Annotated in this window: 11 protein-coding genes; all 11 read left to right on the plus strand. The window is 40.6% G+C overall.

Annotated features, from left to right (window positions below; translation table 11 throughout):
* Window positions 1–232 precede the first annotated feature (232 nt).
* The gene (locus OCK74_RS02110; protein ID WP_279295329.1) at window positions 233–4,078 is read left to right on the plus strand and encodes a TIM-barrel domain-containing protein; all 3,846 of its coding nucleotides are present in this window, start codon (window positions 233–235) and stop codon (window positions 4,076–4,078) included.
* Window positions 4,079–4,084: 6 nt separating this feature from the next.
* Window positions 4,085–4,240, plus strand: coding sequence for a hypothetical protein (locus OCK74_RS02115; RefSeq protein WP_279295330.1), 156 nt, complete (start codon window positions 4,085–4,087; stop codon window positions 4,238–4,240).
* A 247-nt stretch (window positions 4,241–4,487) separates the two neighbouring features.
* Entirely contained in the window at window positions 4,488–6,020 is a 1,533-nt protein-coding gene (locus OCK74_RS02120; RefSeq protein ID WP_279295331.1) for an MltF family protein, read from the plus strand.
* A gap of 786 nt (window positions 6,021–6,806) precedes the next feature.
* Window positions 6,807–8,546: a putative Ig domain-containing protein gene (locus OCK74_RS02125; RefSeq protein ID WP_279295332.1), complete on the plus strand. Its 1,740-nt coding sequence runs from the start codon at window positions 6,807–6,809 to the stop codon at window positions 8,544–8,546.
* 72 nt (window positions 8,547–8,618) lie between these two features.
* A complete protein-coding gene (locus tag OCK74_RS02130; protein WP_279295333.1) occupies window positions 8,619–10,283 on the plus strand; it encodes a hypothetical protein in 1,665 nt (554 codons plus the stop codon).
* A gap of 69 nt (window positions 10,284–10,352) precedes the next feature.
* A complete protein-coding gene (locus OCK74_RS02135) occupies window positions 10,353–13,400 on the plus strand; it encodes a SusC/RagA family TonB-linked outer membrane protein (protein WP_279295334.1) in 3,048 nt (1,015 codons plus the stop codon).
* A gap of 8 nt (window positions 13,401–13,408) precedes the next feature.
* The gene (locus OCK74_RS02140; RefSeq protein WP_279295335.1) at window positions 13,409–14,905 is read left to right on the plus strand and encodes a RagB/SusD family nutrient uptake outer membrane protein; all 1,497 of its coding nucleotides are present in this window, start codon (window positions 13,409–13,411) and stop codon (window positions 14,903–14,905) included.
* A gap of 30 nt (window positions 14,906–14,935) precedes the next feature.
* Window positions 14,936–16,300 carry a hypothetical protein gene (locus tag OCK74_RS02145; protein ID WP_279295336.1) on the plus strand — a complete coding sequence of 455 codons (1,365 nt, stop codon included), beginning with the start codon at window positions 14,936–14,938 and terminating at the stop codon, window positions 16,298–16,300.
* Window positions 16,301–16,356: 56 nt separating this feature from the next.
* Window positions 16,357–17,805, plus strand: a complete 1,449-nt coding sequence (locus OCK74_RS02150) for an RCC1 domain-containing protein (RefSeq protein WP_279295337.1) — start codon at window positions 16,357–16,359, stop codon at window positions 17,803–17,805.
* A 20-nt stretch (window positions 17,806–17,825) separates the two neighbouring features.
* Window positions 17,826–18,560 (plus strand): porin family protein, encoded by a 735-nt coding sequence (locus OCK74_RS02155; protein WP_279295338.1) that lies wholly within the window; start codon window positions 17,826–17,828, stop codon window positions 18,558–18,560.
* Window positions 18,561–18,708: 148 nt separating this feature from the next.
* The gene (locus OCK74_RS02160; RefSeq protein ID WP_279295339.1) at window positions 18,709–19,872 is read left to right on the plus strand and encodes a S41 family peptidase; all 1,164 of its coding nucleotides are present in this window, start codon (window positions 18,709–18,711) and stop codon (window positions 19,870–19,872) included.
* Window positions 19,873–19,884: the final 12 nt, after the last annotated feature.

The following is a 19,884-nucleotide window of genomic DNA, read 5'->3' on the forward strand; positions in this document are numbered from 1 at the left end:
TATTCTCTTTGTTGCTTTTACTATGCTTTTACTTGTTTTTCCTCTCTTTTCAACAAATTAGAAAGTACCGATTTGTTTTTACCAAATGTCAGACGCCAAACCAGCACCAAAATTGAAAGAAGAGGATAAAAACAACTGGGAAGCTGATTAATATTGCGCAAACGTTTGCTTGAAGTACTGGCCGGATTGGTTCTTAACTTGCTTGCATACTATAACCAATTTTTCATTGATAATGAAAAGGAAATCGCAGCTTTCAATACTCCTCTTTTTCTTCCTGACATTTTGGGTACTTTCTGCCTTTAAAGCCACAGCGCAGAATCCAAACGGTTCAAATCCTAAACTGCAACAAGATACATTGCGGATTGTAAATGCCGAAAAGATAAATGCAACCACGGTGGAAGTAAGACTTTCGAACCAGCAACGTATGCTACTTGACTTTTATGGTGATAATATTTTTCGCTTGTTCTATGATAAGACAGTAAGCACCTTCCGCGATCCTGAAGCACAACCATCTGCAAAAATTTTAGTGGACAGTCCGCGAAAGGCTATTTCAAAATTGCAGGTAAGCAGCAATAGTAACAAGATCAACATCAGCACCGGGAAAATAAATATTGAGCTGGAAAAAGCTTCAACCCGTTTGAAAATATTCAATAAGGAAAATAAGCAGGTAGTGGAAACGCTTGCACCCGTTCAGTTCGACAAAAAACAGGTAACTCTGGAGCTGAAAGAAAATCCCCAGGAATATTTTTATGGTGGCGGTGTGCAGAACGGAAGATTCTCGCATAAAGGAAAAATGATTGCCATTGAAAACCAGAATAGCTGGACCGACGAAGGCGTGGCCTCTCCCACACCTTTTTACTGGAGCACGAACGGTTATGGCCTGATGTGGCATACTTTCAAAAAAGGGAAATACGATTTCGGCGCAAAGAGAAAAGGCGTTGTAATCCTTTCGCATGAAACCAACTATTTGGATGTGTTCTTTATGATTGATCAAAAACCGGTTTCGCTGTTGAATGATTTTTACCAGCTTACCGGCCATCCGGTTCTACTCCCCAAATTTGGTTTTTATGAAGGCCATTTGAATGCTTACAACAGGGATTACTGGAAAGAAGATACCAACGGAATTTTATTTGAAGATGGCCGTCGTTATAAGGAAAGCCAGAAGGACAATGGCGGAATTAAAGAATCGCTGAATGGAGAAAAAAATAATTACCAGTTTTCGGCCCGTGCTGTGGTTGACCGTTATAAAGCATACGACATGCCTTTGGGCTGGATACTTCCCAATGATGGATATGGAGCTGGTTACGGACAAACAAGTCAATTGGACAGTAATATTCTAAATCTAAAATCTTTTGGCGACTATGCAAGGCAGCAAGGTGTACAAATCGGGTTGTGGACACAGTCGGACCTGCATCCTAAAGACGGTGTCAGCGCTTTATTGCAACGTGACATTGTGAAAGAAACAGGCGTAGCCGGTGTACGGGTGTTGAAAACGGATGTGGCCTGGGTGGGACAAGGTTATTCATTTGGCCTGAATGGTGTTTCCGATGTAGCGAAGATCACGCCGCTTCATGGCAACAATGCCCGTCCTTTTATCATTTCCCTGGATGGATGGGCTGGAACACAGCGCTATGCAACCATATGGACCGGCGATCAAACCGGCGGCCAATGGGAATATATCCGCTTTCATATTCCTACCTACCTGGGTTCGGGATTATCCGGGCAACCCAACATCACCTCCGATATGGATGGCATTTTTGGCGGAAGAAATCCAATTGTCAATACGAGGGACTTTCAATGGAAAGCTTTTACTCCCATGCAATTGAACATGGACGGATGGGGCGCCAACGAAAAATATCCGCATGCATTAAACGAACCTACCACCTCTATCAATCGCACTTATTTAAAATTGAAATCGGAACTTATCCCATACGCATACAGTATTGCCAAACAAGCGGTGAACGGTTTGCCAACAATGCGCGCCCTGTTTCTGGACTATCCGAATCAATACACCTTAGGCAAATCCACACAATATGAATACCTGTATGGTCCTTCTTTTTTGATTGCGCCGATTTATATGGCAACCAAATCAGATAAAGAAGGCAATGATATTCGCAATGGCATTTATCTACCAACGGGGACATGGATTGATTACTTCTCCGGTGATGTTTATGAAGGCGGTTGTATTCTCAATTATTTTGAAGCGCCAATCTGGAAACTGCCTGTGTTCGTTAAAAGCGGAGCAATCATTCCCATGACCAACCCGAATAATAATGTTTCAGGGATTGATAAAGGATTGCGTATTTATGAAGTGTATCCTGCAGGTAAAACTTCTTTTACCGAATATGATGACGACGGACTTACACAAGACTATAAAGAAGGCAAAGGCGCCACTACTTTGATCCAATCTTCTGTAGCAAATAACACAGCCATTATTACGGTTCATCCAACAAAAGCAAATTTCAGTGGCTTTGTAAAAAGCAAAACGACTGAATTCCGCATCAACCTAACACAACAACCTACAGCAGTTAGTGTTAAGGTAGGTACAAAAACTGTAAGATTAACAAGAGCCGCATCCAAAGAAAATTTTGTAAACAGCACCAATATTTATTTCTATGATGCCGCTCCCAACATGAACCAGTTTGCTACCAAAGGAAGCGAATTTGAAAAAGTGAAAATGATTAAAAACCCTCAGTTACTTGTAAAAGTTGCCGCAACAGATATTATCGCTAATGCGGTAATGCTCACCATAAACGGATTCCGTTTTGAGCCTGCTGATCATTTACACAAATTATCCGGTGTAATAACAGCTCCTGTAAAAGCACAGGTTTTAGATTCCAACACAGAAGCTTATACACTGAAACCTACATGGAGCAGAGTGTCCAACGCCGATTATTATGAAATTGAATTTAACGGGCAACGTTACATGAATATCAGGGACACTGGTTTATTGTTTGGTGATTTAAGGCCTGAAACAAAATACAGTTTCAAACTGCGTTCTGTAAACAAAACCGGAAGTTCAGCATGGAAAGAGTTTTCAGCCATCACAAAGAAAAATCCATTGGAGTTTGCCATTAAAAATATTGTTGCTGAAAATACTGTGCCTGATCAGGGCGGCAGTAAAATTTCAAAATTGTTTGATTTTGATGAAAGTAGTATGTGGCATACGAAATGGGGTGCCAAAGCTGTTCCATTTGATATAGTGATGGATCTGATGTCGGTGAACCAGTTGGACAAAATTCAATACTTGCCACGTGACAAAGGCAATGGTATTTTGCTGAAAGGAAGCATCTTCTATAGTATGGACAAAATCAATTGGAAAGAAGCAGGGTTTTTTGATTGGGCCGTGAACGGAGATACAAAAGAATTTATATTCAATAATCATCCTACGGCACGTTATATCAAAATATCTGTAACCAGTGGTGTTGGCGATTATGGATCGGGCCGTGAGCTATATGTTTTCAGAGTGCCTGGTTCTGAAAGCTTTATTCCCGGCGATATTAATAACGATCACAGGATTGATGATAACGACCTTACTTCTTATATCAATTACACCGGTTTAAGAAAAGGCGATAATGATTTTGAAGGTTATGTAAGCAAAGGTGATGTGAACAAAAATGATTTGATAGATGCTTTCGATATTTCTAATGTAGCCACCCGTCTTGATGGTGTTGTGAACTCGGATCAAAAGGATAACTTAAGTGGGAAACTGGAGATCAGCACTGATAAAATCTCATACAACAAGGACGAAGTGGTTGAAATAAAAGTAAACGGCGTCAACTTAAATTCGGTAAACGCTTTAAGTTTTGCATTACCTTACAATCAACAGGATTTTGAATTTGTAGGCATTGTTCCGGTCAATGTGAAAAACATGGAGAACATGACTAATGACCGACTGCACAGTAATGGCAAAAAAGCATTGTATCCCACTTTTGTCAATATAGGCGATGAAGAACCATTAGAAGGAACAGCAGAATTGTTTGTCATAAAGCTGAAGGCTAAGCGTAAAGTGGATTTTGATTTGAAACCGATTGATGGCATTTTAGTTGACAAGCATCTGAATACAGTTAAATTCTGATTTTTTGTGGAATTTTTTGGAAGCGATCAACTGAGCATGGCATTATCGATGAAGAAGGAAAATGGGCTGCTATTGATTATACCGACTTTGACCGCGAGTATGGACAGTGGTTATAACCTGGGGTACTGGTGGTTTTGGTGGGCCAGTACCGGCACTTATTAGCTCTCCCGTTTGATTAGATACACATAAGTTTCAAAAGGAATCAGTTAAACTGAATTCCTCATATATAGGCAAAATCATAACTTCGAAAACTAAAACTCTAATTGATTCTGGCACTAAATAAGGATGGGCTTACAGGAACTTACAAAGCCGATACTTAGTGTGTAAGGCAAAGACAAAAGTACCCGCTGCAACCTAATCATGTCTCAACATAAATTTTGAAATGGTAACGATTTGAGGAGGTGGGAAAATGAAACGATTTATCCATTTTTGTATTTTTTTGATGGTAATTGTTTGCCATTTTGCATGTGAGAATGCAACTGTAAGATCAGTAAGATTAGATCCCGAAATTACTGACACCGCCGAGTCATACGCAATCAATATAAAAGGTGACAGCATTTCCTATTTTCATTGGGCTGCTGAGGATGAGATATTAGGATTGCCAAAAACTGCATTTGGCGACCTGGATAGTATAATTGCTCGAGGGTATATACGTGTTCTTGTCCCCTACTCAAAAACCTACTACTACGTTGAAGGAATGAAAAGGTATGGTCTTGCCTATGACCTGCTCAATCTTTTTGAGAAAGAACTGAACAGGCAATTGAACTTCAATCCTCCCAGGGTACATGTCATTTTTATGCCCGTCAGTCGGGAGCATATCTTGCAATTATTGAATGATGGTTACGCGGATATGATAGCATCGGGTTATACGATAACCCCAGAGCGAGAGAAGCTAATAGACTTTTCATTACCAACTGTAACTGGTGTAAAAGATATTGTGGTAGGAGGACCTTCGGCGCCGCCTATTCAATCAATTACGGATCTCGCTGGTCAACATATATATATACGCGAAAACAGCAGTTACCAGGCTTCATTAATAAGGCTTAATGATTCGCTTCGAAGAATCGGTCTCAAACCTGTGCATATTGAATTTATAGGTCATTATCTTGAAGCGGAAGATATGCTTGAAATGGTAAATGGAGGATTGATCCCCTACACCATAATTGCTGAGGATCTTGCAACGCTTTGGAATAGTGTGTATAAGGACCTGAAAGTATACACGAATATTGCAGTTAAAACTAACGTGTCATATGGATGGGCATTCAGGAAAAATTCACCAAAATTAAAAGCCGCTGTCAATAAATTTATTCCGACTATAAGAAAGGGAACGACGACCGGGAACATGCTCTATGACAAATACCTGAAAAATAAAGAAAGGTTGCGTAACGCTCAAAGCCCGGAAGCATTGGCGGCTTTAAATAACTTTAGAACCTTGTTTCAAAAATACGGAAATGCATATTCACTTGACTGGCTGTTACTGTCAGCCCAGGCATTCCAGGAGTCTCAATTGAAGCAGGAAACAGTGAGCCATGCCGGCGCGGTAGGTCTAATGCAGTTGCTGCCTTCTACAGCTGCAAATCCTCCTATCAATATACCCAATATAAAAAATGCCGAAAATAATGTTCATGCTGGTGTAAAATACATGCGATATTTAATTGACAATTATTTTTCCACGGAACAAATGGATACATTGAACGTACATCTTTTTGCATTGGCAGCGTATAATGCGGGACCCGGAAATGTTAGAAAATTAAGAAGAGAGGCCATGGAAAAAGGTCTGAATGCAAATGAATGGTTTAATAATGTAGAGATTTTAGCGGCACAACATATCGGGGTGGAACCGGTTCAGTATGTGAGCAATATTTACAAGTACTATAGGGCTTACATGGTGCTTAAACATTATAAAGTTTTAAGAGACCAGCATAAAATTGCCAAAAAATGAAACGAGATAACGAATTGAACGCGCTGGATATTATGCTCTGTCTCCTTATTCCCATTTTCCTTTGCGGGCAAACATCTCGTACTCGTTATAACACAGTATAAAACAAACGCCTGCGGCTACATAAAAACTACGCTTAAGGAAAAGGGGCCTGGGGATGGCTGTCAAAATGCAATTCACCATCTAGGCCCCCTGCGCATATGCCACTCTGTTGTACAAAAAATCCTGCTTTATAAAAAAATGTTCTAATTCTCCTTATAAAACGTGATTTCTTAAAGAAATCCTAAAGGCACCATGTTGACCAACTGTTTATTTTGGAGGATAAAAACATGATTTTAATACACCAAAATTCGTCATTTGTAATTTGAGGTTCGTCATTTAATGTTCCGGTTTTGTACAATGCGTTCCTGCTGGGTTTTCAAACCATCGTACCTTAACGCTTCGGTGGTACTGATAAGTTGTAAGAGTTCGAACATGAGAATAAGCTATTGTTGATTTCAATTATCTATTTGCTGGGATTTTACCTATAATATCATACTCGCCATTTTTATATGGACCTCTAATACCATCAACAGAACCAGCATTATTAACATTATTTATTGCTAAAACAAAACAATTTGTAAAACGCCAATTGATTTTGCTTTTGTGTTATACAAAGCAAAACAGGGAAACTAACAACGATGAAAGGTATAGAGGCATTTAAACCAGCTTTATCGATTATCATCATTGGTTCTTCTGAGAGAACGTCTATTTACGTATGCCTATAAACCTTAAACGTCCATTTTTATTATGAGAATTATGCACTTTTGTTTTTCAAGAAAGTATGTAAGCTACTCGCTGCTTACAATGTTAACGATTGCTTTACTGTTTGCCTGTAAGAAGTCGGAGGATGTAGCCAAGCCGCCGGTTATTGCCTATGCACAAAAAATAATAGTTTGTTCTGAAGATGCGCCCCTGCTGCCGGTAAGGCCTGATAGTACGGGCGGCGCCATTACAGAATACTCAATATCTCCAGTGCTGCCAAAGGGCATCGTGATTGATAAGCTCAGTGGTGTTATCAGCGGTACGCCCAGCGATACGCTGACGCCCACCCAGTTTGTTGTTAAGGCTATGGGCCCCGGTGGTTTTGATACCGACACCTTGACCCTTGCTATAGGAACAGTTGGCTTTAATTATGGTACCACGCCTACTTACACTTTCGAGTTAAATTCAACAGCATTGAACACTACGCCTTTATCGCCTACTATCATTGCCGGTACATTCAGTCGGTATTTTGTATCACCTTACCCGGACAGTCTGTCTTATTATGGTCTGACCTTTAATCCCCAAACAGGTCAAATAAGTGGTTCGCCGGCTAAACTGACTTCTTCCACTGAAGTACCAAGACCATATACTGTTACCATTACAGGTATCAGTTCTGCCAATAAAGCGGCCTCTGCTACTATAAGCTTTATTCTTAATGATTGGAAACCGAACTTCACCTACACGTTCAAAGGATCTTTTACAGCAGGTACTGATATTGGTCCTAATCTTCAACCAACTCTACTAACGCCTTCTGGCCTTGGTCTGATTAAGAAATATATCATTGCGCCAGGCAGTCCTGCTTTACCTGCAGGTTTAACGCTGGATGCTACAACCGGGAAAATCGGGGGCAATCCTACGGCAGCGGCTAATGTAACTGTTGTGGTGCGCGGTATGAATACTGGTGGATACACGGATGTGAATGTGCCTTTGAAAATTGACGCTACAGCTATAGCTCCGCAAATCAACTATATGTTGGCCTGGACTAGTGGTAGTCTGATAGATACTGTTTGTGCGCGAATCGTATCGGGTGGTACCATTTATCTCACCAGGAATGATAGTACTAATTTAACAGGTACAGGCGCTGCTATACCTGCCATGTATCTGAATCCTTTGCTTTTGGCTGGTCAGCCATCTAATTATAGTGTGAGTCCTGCGTATAGCAGCACTACGGATGGTCTTAGCTTTGCAACTGCTACCGGTATTATTTCCGGCGCTGCAAAAACCGGAACCGCGACGATTGCTGATCGTGCAGTGACTGTTAACAATGCGGCACCCGGTGGTCCTGTTGGTACATTTAATGTGAAAATTGTAGCCAATAGTCCCTACTTTACTTATAGTTCCGGTATGAAAAGATCCGAGTTAAGTAATTCATTTGCCTTCCTTCAAAATCAGCCGGTAAGTGTAGCGACAGCTACTCCGAATGGATATCCCGGTTACACTACTACTCAATTGGCAGCTGTTGGTAGTTTAGGAGGTGGAACCTATGCTATATATCCGACAACTTCCACTACGCCAACTCTTGCGTCTCTTGGGTTGACATTTAATACCGCTACGGGTGCTATTAGTGGTACGCCTACTTCGAATACGATGAGTAATACTAATTATCCTAGTTATTATTATCTGGTTGTAGGAACAAAAGCTGATGGCTCGTTTACTTTCTATAAAATACGTATAAGAGTATTTAGGAACGAGACAGATTGGATGAATTTGCAAGTGTATCCTTAATTTTTAATTTGTCATTAATCGTAAAGCCCTGTTTAGGCAGGGCTTTACATTCATCCATAAATATTATTATTCATGAACTATAGATTATCAGGAGCAATATGCGCTTTACTTTTTGCATCAGTCCTATTTAGCTGTAAAAAAGAATCGCAGGTTGCCCAGTTTCAGGCCGTCACCTTTAAGTTCGGCGCCGATACTACGTCTATCTCTATTGATAATGCTGTTCAGGTATTGAAAAATATGCCCCGCAGTTGTGATGTAACACAATTGAGTGCAGCAGCAGTTTTGCCTGCGGGTTATAGCATCAGTCCTGATCCGGCTGTTGCCAAAGATTATACAAAAGGAGTAACCTACACCATCAATACTAACCAGGGTAAGAGCTATTCTGTGCAAATAACCGCCCCGGTATATGATGCAGTGAACAATCCTTATGGCATTTATACTCCTAAGCAGTTGAGTGATATTCGTAATGGGCTAAATGACAGTTATGTATTGATGAACGATATCCAACTGCCTGATATGACAGCCTCCAATGCCAATGCGATTACCGGCATCAGTGATTATAAGTATAATGGATGGTACTCTATTGGCGCCACTTATGTAAATGGAGGTAAAGTGGCGTTCAGGGGAACACTGGATGGTCAGAATCACATTATAAAAAACTTCGCCACTATAAATCGTCCTGATGGAGTACCTCCGCCTGACGGTTTTGTTCCGGGTAAAAATGGTAAAAATGGCGATGGCATATTTGGATTGGCGGTGCGTGCTACTTTCAAAAATATAGGCATTCAACTGAGTCCTGAAGGCATCGTTGATCTTGATGATAGGGAGAATGGAACTGGTCAAGTGGGTAGCCTTTTAGGGGCTGCTGACTCCACTACGGTTACAAATTGTTATGTAACCGGCAATGCGTCAATATCGGGAAAAACATATACAGGAGGTCTTTTAGGCTATATCAGTAATTCTACAATTAGTAAATGCTATGCTGCATTAACGCCTTCAGCGGGTAGTGTCGCTATTAAGTCAGCCAGTGACGCGGGAGGATTGATAGGAGGGGCTTTGAATAGTGATATATCCGATTCTTATTCAAGCTGTTCTGTGCAGAGTAGAGCGTCTATAGGAGGACTTATTGGTTACGTCAATACATCTGCTGTTAAAACCTGTTATGCATCCGGCAGCGTGAAAGAAACGCCTGAAAATACTGTAGGTAGCTTAGTAGCTTCTAATAGTCTTGGAGGGCTGATCGGTAGCGTGAATTCTATCTCGCCTGCTACCAGTAGTATTCAAAATTGTTATGCAACAGGTGCAGTTGCTGGTGCTAATGGCACTAATACAAATTTTCATAAAGGATCACGTATTGGTGGGCTGATCGGGCAAATCTCTCCTGCTGCAGGCCCTGTTTCTGTTACCTATTGTTACGCTATGGGTGCTGTTTCGCGCGTGTCGACAAGTGATACAGCTCCTTACCTGATAGGAGGGCTTGTGGGCAATACGCCTAATAATGTCTTTGTTTTCAGTGGCGTATGCACTAATTATTGGGATAAAACAACTACCGGTCGGGCTAATCTGGGAGGAGGCGATGGATCGCTTGCCCAGGATAATAGCATTACCGCCAATGGAAAAACAACTGAAGAGATGAAAACAAAAGCTACATTCCTGAACTGGGATTTTTCAGCGGTATGGAATGTGGTGGCAGGTACTAATAACGGCTATCCAAATTTGCGTTCCCTGAATAAATAATCAATTAAAAACTACATTCCTGGTCATTCTCTTAATGGCTCCCTGTGGAGATGAATGTGTAAGTGTTCTATGAAGACAAAAATTTTATCCGTAACAATCGTTGCCCTGTTCCTGGGCGCTTTTCCTGTTGTTTCCGATGCGCAGCAACAGGGGCCCGGCCGGTCTGCATCCAAACCGGTGGTGGATACCTCCAAAATCCCCATTTATCAAAGACCTCAGAAATGGAAGGAGGACAGCAGTAATGTAAGGACAATTGAAGGGGTGGTTGTTGTAGCCTATGGCGCACAAAAGCGATCGGCAGTGACAGGAGCCATTGCCCAGATATCCGACAGCCAGATGGTAAGGCGGCCTGTAACGAACCTGGCCGAAGCATTAACAGGTGCTGCACCCGGCATTCAGAGTACACTGAGTAGTGGTCAGCCAGGTGGTTCGCCAAATATCCGAGTTCGTGGTTTTGGGTCTATATCCGCAGGCAGCAGCCCACTGATTGTTGTTGATGGTATTGTGTATGATGGTGACCTGGCCAGTATCAATGCCGCAGACGTGGCCTCTATGTCTACCCTGATGGATGCCGCATCGGCAGCATTATATGGTTCGAGAGGTAGTAATGGTGTTATCCTGATTACTACAAAGAAAGGAAGTGCCAGGAATAAAAAACCAGCGGTGCAGTTTAAAACCTCGCAAGGGTTTAGTGAGCGTATGTTACCCGAATATGCCCGTGTAAATGCATATGAATATTATCCGCTGATGTGGGAGTTCTACAGAAATGGGTTGGTGAGTAGCCAGGGTGGTATGTTGGCTGATAAATATGCAACAGAAGACATTAAGTCAATGTTGGGGTATAACCCTTTTAATGTTCCTGATGATAAAATTGTAGATGGCGAAGGAAAGCTGAATCCCAATGCCAAATTGCTTTATCCAGACGATCTTGATTGGGAGAAAGCATCTACCCGTAAAGGTTACAGACAGGAATATACCGTTTCGTTCAATGGTGGTAATGAAACAGCCGATTATTATGCTTCAATGGGATACATTGGTGAGAATGGGTACACGCCTACTTCAGACTTCAAGCGTTGGAACGGACGTGTAAATGCTAATGCACGCATAAGCTCTAAAGTTAAAGCAGGGCTGAATGTGTATGGCTCATCTACAAACACCAACCAAACGCCGACTTCTAGTAATGCATACGTCAATCCATTCATGTTTGCCCGTTCTATGGGGCCTATTTATCCGGTGTATGCACATGATGCAACCGGTGCATATATATTGGATGATAATGGCAAACCTAAATATGATGATGGTGTTCATACCGGTAGTCTTCGTCCTTTTGCTCTGGGTCGTAATGCCCTGGCAGAAGGTCTGCTCAATGTAAACTATCTTACCGGTATTAGTTTAGGCGCACGTACCAATATAGATGTTGCGCTACATAAAAATCTGAAGTTTACTTCTAATATTGGTTTGGATCAGGAAACTACCGAGTCTTACCAATACATGAACCCAATTATTGGTGATGGTGCTCCTTCGGGTGCACTAACTAGGGGTAGCGATGTTGTAAGGAGTTATACCTTTAACCAACTATTAAATTACACCAAACGTTTTGATGGACATAATATTGAGGCGTTGATTGGTCATGAAAATTATGATCGTAAGTCAAGTGGAACAAGTGCTTCAGTAAGAGGACAAATTGCTGCCGGCAACAATTTAGAATTAGGCAACTATTCTACTTCTTCCGAGATGCCAAATTCTTACTCTATTGCTAAACGCGTTGAAAGCTATCTTTCGCGTATTAGTTACGATTTTAATGAAACTTACTTTGCGACTGCATCTGTAAGAAGAGATGGTAACTCATTCTTCGCAACAGACAAGCGTTGGGCCAATTTCTGGTCAGTAGGTGGAGCCTGGCGCATCAGCAAAGAAAAATTCTTTCAAGAATACGTCAATCTACCTTATCTCAATGAGTTGAAGCTAAAGGCATCTTATGGTAAAGTAGGTAATGATGCCGTGGGAAGCTACGCTTATCAAGGTGGGTATATGTCCAATAACAATGCTCAGGAACCAGGTTATATCTACGCAGTGATACCAAATAAGGACCTGACCTGGGAGTCGTTGAATAACCTGAATCTCGGTATTGAGTTTTCACTGTTCAAAGACAGGATCTCCGGTTATGTTCAATATTTCGATAAGCAGTCAACCGGGCTTGTATTTGCAGTGCCACAGCCATTGTCGGGTGGTGGTACACCAAGTGGCGTTTATTCTATTTGGCAAAATATAGGCAGTATGTATAATCGTGGTTGGGAAGCATCTGTAACTGGTACAGTGCTTCAGACCAAAAAGGCTAACTGGCAAATGGTGCTTAATGCCTCAACCCTGGAGAACAAGGTTACCAAAATGCCTGAAACCAATAAGGAAATCGTCTCCGGTACCAAAAAACTGTCTGTAGGACACTCTGTTTATGATTTTTGGTTAATATCCTATAAAGGTGTAGATCCTGCTAACGGTGATGCGTTATTTGTGTTAGATCCTAAAAATACCTATGATGATGGTGCTCCATATGATTATCCTGATAAGACCATAATGGGTGAACGATATACTACGACAGTTGCTCGTGCTAAATATGACTACCATGGATCAGCTATTCCTGATTTGTATGGTAGCCTGCGCAACGATGTACGGTATAAAAACTTTTCTTTAAATGTACTGTTTACTTATCAAATAGGTGGTTTGGCCTATGATGGTCTGTATGCAACACTGATGTCACCAACCTTTGGTCAAGCTGTGAGTGCAGATATAGCAGGGCGTTGGAAGCAAACTGGTGATCAAACTGACATTCCTCGTATGGACTATGGACGCTCTGGTGACTTTGACGGAAGTTCAAGCAGGTGGTTGATTAGCGCAACCTCATTAACTGTAAACAATATCAATTTGGGATACAGTTTTGAACCTTCGGTACTGAAACAGTTAAAGCTGGCAGGATTGCAAACCTATCTGAGTGTAGAAAATGTTTATCAATTCTCTGCAAGGAAGGGGATGAATGTATTGCAATCATTTAACGGAACCACTACTAACGGTTTTGTGCCAAGACGAGTTTATTCATTAGGTGTTGTAGCCAACTTATAAAATAGTATATGCGTATTATAAATAGAATCAATATTCTTATTTGTGTTGTTGCAATCAGTATGCTGGTTTCTTGCAAAAAGTCTTATTTAGAGACTACGGCAACCGACCGCATCAGCGAGGACATTGCCCTAAAAACAACCGATGGTTGTTGGAAATTACTCAATGGGATACACAGGATTTTGTATACATCGCATATGGGACGCCAGGACAGGGTTGGTCAGGGTGCCAATATGATGGATATGGATGCAATGGGAGACGATATTACCCTATCGTCTGTTCAGGACTGGTATATAGCTCCCTACCTGTGGTATAATACCAATAGGAATCAGTTGTCTGCATTAGTGTATTTCAATTACTTTTTCTATTATGAGATTATCAACAATGCCAATCTTCTGATAGATAATGTAAAAGCCTCTAAGGGAAGTGAGGAAGATAAGAAAGCTATCTTAGGACAGGCTTATGCCTACCGTGGGTGGGCTTACTTTCAGATGATACAATTGTATGGAGAACGCTTCAATGCCAATGGCACTAATACAGGACTTGGATTGAGAATTGTTCGTCATAGTCAGGAACCCGTGAAACCAAGAGCAAGTGTAGCAGTGGTGTATAATCTGATTAACTCTGATTTGGATAGTGCTATTTTATTGTTGGATGGTTATAAGCGTGCCAATAAGTCGCATCTGAATCAAAGTGTAGCGCAAGGTTTCAAAGCAAGAGTAGCCCTGACCCAGCAGAATTGGTCTACCGCAGCCACTATGGCAGCAGCAGCCCGGTCCGGTTATGCACTTATGGATTCGGTATCTTATATGTCAGGGTTTAACGACAACAATAACCCTGAATGGATGTGGGGATCGCATCAGCAGGAAAATCAAACGACCTATTTTGCATCTTTCTTCGCTTATATGTCGTGCAATTTCCCTTCACAAAACATCATTAGTTCACCAAGAGCTATGTTGGATTCTGTGTACAGGTTAATTCCCAGTACAGATGTTCGCTGGCAGTTATGGGATTCAACAGGCGCAAACCTTTCGTTCCCTGTTCCAAAAGACGCATCCGGAAAAGATGTTGGTACACGTGTGAAGTTTATGCAACGTAAATTCAAAGTGGCGAATCCCGAACTAAGTATAGGTGATTTACCATTGATGCGTGCATCTGAAATGTATTTAATAGAAGCTGAAGCCAATGCTCAGATGGGTAATAGTGCAAAGGCTGCTGCAGCATTATATCCATTGGCAAAGCAAAGGGATGCAGCTTATATGCTTTCTACTAAAACGGGTACAGCCTTACTAAACGAAATTTCATTTCAAAGACGTATTGAGCTTTGGGGAGAAGGTTTCCGCTTTTATGATCTTAAGCGTTTGAACCAGCCTTTAGACAGAAGCAGACACACGTTTTATAAATCTTATCAAAAGTCGGTTCCTGCCGGTGATATAAAATGGCAGTTTCTTATTCCTCAGGCAGAGATTGATGCCTCTGGAAAGATTATCGAACAAAATCCTTTATAATATAGAAAATAATAAAAAATAAAATTTGCTATGAAACAAAATATATTCTCTCTGCCACGCATATTGGCGTCAGTGATGGTAGTAAGCAGTATTTTATTGTTTGCCTGTTCTAAAAAATCGGTTGCGCCTGAAGATCTTACAGATAATAATGGCAATCCTCAGGAAACTGCTACTTTAAAACTTATTCCTGATAGTGTTTTCAGGGTTTATCTGAAAGCTAATGTTTGTCCTAATGCATTTGATAATACAGGAAAACGTATTAACATTACGAATGCAGAGGTAACAAATTTCACAGGTACCATGAATATCGATACGGTAACTTGTAATGGGCAACAAGTAGCTAGTTTGAAAGGTATTCAGTACTTCACGAACATGCGCAAGCTCATTGTGCGTAATAGTGCAATTGATACCCTGGTACTTTCTGCAACAATGAAGTTGGATACACTGAAACTTCTTGTTAATAAGGATTTGCAATCTCTGGATGTAAGTGGTTGTACCAGCATGCGTTTTATCAGAATTTCTGATATGCCTGCCAGAAAACTGGATTTCTCTGGTCTGCCTGCACTCAATTATATTAACCTGATTGCCATGTCAAGGCTCAACAACCTGAATGTTGCAAATACTAATAATCTTCAGCATTTGATGTGTTATGGATTGTCTTCTTTGAAATCTGTGAATACAGCTGCCTGTCCTAATCTTGGGCGTTTGTTCTTTGAAAGTTGTGGTGCTATCAATTCGATTGATGTTACGCAAAATCCTAAGCTATATTGGTTGTTCACCTCATTTTGTTATAGTTTGACTAGTATTGATTTGACAAAAAATTCTGAATTGAAGTATGTAGGGTTTGATGATGCCAATATTGATACTCTTGATTTCAGTAAAAATCCAAAGTTGGTTTCCGCAACAATGATGAGAACACCACTAAGGAATCTGGATTTGACTAAAAACCCTAATTTGATACTTCTGTATTTGGATGGTTGTACACAACTTAAAAATTTGGATATAAGAGTGCAAAAAAGCTGGGATTACTGGTTTGCGAATAATTCAGCAGCAACAGGAATGGATGATTACTATCTGCTATACAAAGATGCGCGTGTTTCTCCTACTCAAACAGCAGAGTGTACTATTTTCGGGCAGGCTACCAGGCATCCAACCATATTTGCTGCCAATCCTCAAAATCTTTTTGGGGGATTGCGTGTGCCTCAATTTTTGGATGCTAGTGGAATTTCATTGGCTACAGTAAGAATAAATAACGCAACAAAAGATAACTATTCGTTGGTTATGGCAAGAAGGACCGGAGGGCTGGCAATTACTCCTGCACAGATTATAGTATATGATGATAATGGAAATATAGTTTGTAACGATTATTCTCCTGAGTATTTCAAGTGTAATTAATAAAATGAGGAAATTTCATCCCGGCTGTTAGTTGGGATGAAACGTAAAAAAAGATTATGAGAAGAAAGGCTAATTATTTTAAACTAGGTTCTTTATCTCTTGTCCTATTTTCAGTAGTATCATTGTTGGGATGTAACAAAGAAACTGAATATACGCCAAAATCCAATAGTGAAGCCGGAATTGATGATTTTTGGTTGGAGAAAACAAGTAGCAACACTAAGCTTAACAGGCCTTACCAGGGGATGATACTTGGTGATACTGCAATCAAGCTAATGGTAGACTATGGTACAGATATAACAGCACTGGAGCCTACTATTTTTACTTATGCAGATAGCATTAGTCCCAAAGGAAAGCAAAACTTTACTAATCCTGTGGAGTACACTGTGTGGGGAGCCGGTAAGAAAGCTACCTATAAAGTTAGAATAACTGTGAGTGCTGTACAAGCTCCTGTGTTTACAAGTATTGTATCGGGTTATAGCCATGTGATGGGCTTGAAAAACGATGGTACTGTATGGGTTTGTGGAAATAATTTTTCCGGTCAGTTAGGGCTGGGAGATTTCAGCAGCCGCAATAGACTATCACAAGTGCCGGTATATGATGCGGTGCAACTGTTTAGCGGTGAAGTTGCAAGTGTAATAAAACTGAAAGATGGTACTGCCTGGGCAGCTGGCAACCAATACGGTCAGTTGGGGATAGGCAACCGAAATGGAACTCCTATTATGACAAGAGTACCTTTTATGGATAATGCTGTGAATATTGAAGTTACATTCGGAGAGGTATTTATTCTGAAACCAGACGGTACGGTTTGGGGGTCAGGAAGAAACTTTGGGAATGTATTTCTACTGCCTGCACAAGATATGCAGTCCTCTTTTGTTCAACTACCGATTAGCAATGTTAAGCAATTGAATGTTACCGGTTCTGAAGTAATTGCTCTGAAGAATAATGGAGAGCTTTGGGGCTGGGGTATAAATGCATCCGGGCAATTGGGTGTTGGTGATAATCTCAAAAGAACAACACCTGTATTGATACCTAATCCGGCAGGTAGTGTTGCCAAATTATTTACTGGAGGAAATGATCTATTTATTATTGATAATTCTGGTAAACTGTGGGGTACAGGGGTAAATCTTAATGGTCAATTAGGATTGGGAGATAGAACTAACAGATCCACATTGACAAATATATCGTTCTTCAACGGCAAGTCAATTGGGTCTATTTCCTCTCATTTATCTAACACAAGCTTTATACAAACAAATGGAACAGTATGGAATGTAGGAGAAAACTCGGATGGTCAAATGGGTTTAGGCTCTGTTTCTATACCTTATACCACTCCGGTGCAGATGCCTAATTTCACAACAAGTACACTTGTCGGGTCTGGCAGTGTTATGTATGCCTTAAAGTCAGATGGAACCATTTGGGCATGGGGAATCAATGATGCCGGTGCATTAGGAGCCGCATGGATAAATAAAACAGAAAAATATTCTGCATCGCCAATTAAATTACAATAAAAGAATTTTAAATAGTTAATATGTATAAAAAGATCGTTACAATGCTGTGTGTATCAGCATTGATGTGTGTGAATCAATTGCAGGCGCAATTGTATGTAGGAGTGGAAGCCGGTGCTAACCGAAACTATCTTGTTACTAATGCTTCTGATAAGCCGTTTCTTGATTATCAACCATTATATGGTTATTCAGCAGGGGTGTCCGTACGTTATGCATTTCCTTCACGCTCCTGGTTTGGAGGCATACAAGCGGTGCCTACCTATATTCAGAAAAACTTTAAGATGCAACGTACGGACTATTATTCTCCGATGTATCAGCAATCAACAAATACGTTTCTTGAATTGCCTGTAATGGCTCAATTCAGATTTGGAGGAAAATTTACAAAGCATCAAAGTCTGTATGGTATTCTGAATTTAGGAGGATATGCTGAATACTGGATGAGTGGCCATGTAAAAGGCAGAGCCATGTCGTCTATGGATCCAAACAACTATTTGCCATACGATGAGGCTTATACTTTTTCAGAAGTAAGAGACAGAAGGTTTCAGCTAGGTGGCCTGGCCGGAGTAGGGCTTCAATATATGCCTAATAAAAAATATACTTTCTCAATTGAAGGCAGATACACTCCTGCTCTGACGGATTTGCAAAAGGCATATTCTGAAAATCAGACGCCAAAGTATAATGACAATTATAGCATATTGGTGGGCGTGCAATATCAATTGCCCAAGCTCAAAGTGAAGAACCATTCATCAGCTAAATAAGAGCTGTTATTGTTGATGTGTAATTGTATGAACACTAATAATGCAAAGAATGATGTATTCTAATAAATATTTTAAGGGTCGCCACATTTTAAAATGTGCCCTTATATTAACATTGGTTACAGGGATGTTTTCCTGTAAACACGAGATAATGAAGCGTGAGTTGACCTCTGATTATGAGATCAATAATTACGGAGAGTTTTTCAAGGCTTTTTGGAATGGAGTTAATACCAACTATGTGTTTTGGGATATCGAAACGGTGAATTGGGATAGTATGTATCAAATTTATAAGCCCCGCTTTGATTCCTTAGACCTCAAGCCATTATCTGATAGCACACAAAATCTATGTTTTCAGTATTTGGCTGATATGACCAAAGAACTGTGCGATGGGCAGTTTTATCTGAATATTCCTTCCGGAGGTAATTTTACTTTTGATGGCGAATATTACAAGGATTATGTAGTGTTCATGCCTAAACTTTTCAGGACTCTGAAGACTCATGCCGCGTTGCCAGATACCTTGTTTGATCATATTGTTCAGAACAACTATTTATCAGGATTTGACTATGGTCAATATCGGAATATTAATACTGCTGAAATTTTTCAAATCATAACGGGCAGAATATCCAAAGGGTCGAAGGATATCCTGTACACGAGCATGAACAATTTCATGATAAAGGAGGGGTATAACAGTACGATTCCAAGCACCAGACCTCCTGCCCGTCCTGTTATTAAAAATTTCTATGATGCTATCCACAAGGAAGATTGCGATGCGGTAATTATTGACATCCGCAATAATAGAGGTGGTAACTTGGAAGATGTTGATTACTTAGTAGGACAATTTACTACCAAGCCAACTTTATTTGGCTATACCAGATATAAGTCGGGTGTAGGGAGGTTAGATTATACTCCATTTTTACCTATGAGCATTACGCCACAGGCGAATGCGAAAGACTTTTCCCGCCCGGTTATTATCCTGACAGATATTTATACATCCGGGCTGGGTGAAACAATGGTTCAGGCATTTAAAGCCTTGCCAAATGCTAAAGTGACTTTGATTGGTGAGAAAACTTTTGGTTCTGCAGGGTTGATTTCAACCAATGCAACCACTGCTCTCGGAGGGCCATTTACTTTGGGATCATTTGCTTTCGTAAGGATGTCTTCTTCGGCTATAACAGATGAAAATCGCAAGTTTAACTTCTCAGGATTTGCACCAGATATTGAAGTCAAGTATACAGATGCCGGGATTGCTACAATGTTGAAAACAGGGGTTGATCCTCAATTGGAAAGAGCCATTCAATTTATTAATAGTAAATAGAAAAGGGGGTCA

This window comes from Paraflavisolibacter caeni (genome assembly GCF_025628885.1).
Classification (GTDB): Bacteria; Bacteroidota; Bacteroidia; order Chitinophagales; family Chitinophagaceae; genus Flavisolibacter; species Flavisolibacter caeni.

Coding starts and splice junctions, on each gene's coding strand:
- OCK74_RS02160 (WP_279295339.1), top strand. CDS start 18,709: ATGAAGCGTGAGTTGACCTCTGATTATGAGATCAATAATTACGGAGAG.
- OCK74_RS02155 (WP_279295338.1), top strand. CDS start 17,826: ATGTATAAAAAGATCGTTACAATGCTGTGTGTATCAGCATTGATGTGT.
- OCK74_RS02145 (WP_279295336.1), top strand. CDS start 14,936: ATGAAACAAAATATATTCTCTCTGCCACGCATATTGGCGTCAGTGATG.
- OCK74_RS02125 (WP_279295332.1), top strand. CDS start 6,807: ATGAGAATTATGCACTTTTGTTTTTCAAGAAAGTATGTAAGCTACTCG.
- OCK74_RS02150 (WP_279295337.1), top strand. CDS start 16,357: ATGAGAAGAAAGGCTAATTATTTTAAACTAGGTTCTTTATCTCTTGTC.
- OCK74_RS02135 (WP_279295334.1), top strand. CDS start 10,353: ATGAAGACAAAAATTTTATCCGTAACAATCGTTGCCCTGTTCCTGGGC.
- OCK74_RS02110 (WP_279295329.1), top strand. CDS start 233: ATGAAAAGGAAATCGCAGCTTTCAATACTCCTCTTTTTCTTCCTGACA.
- OCK74_RS02130 (WP_279295333.1), top strand. CDS start 8,619: ATGAACTATAGATTATCAGGAGCAATATGCGCTTTACTTTTTGCATCA.
- OCK74_RS02140 (WP_279295335.1), top strand. CDS start 13,409: ATGCGTATTATAAATAGAATCAATATTCTTATTTGTGTTGTTGCAATC.
- OCK74_RS02120 (WP_279295331.1), top strand. CDS start 4,488: ATGAAACGATTTATCCATTTTTGTATTTTTTTGATGGTAATTGTTTGC.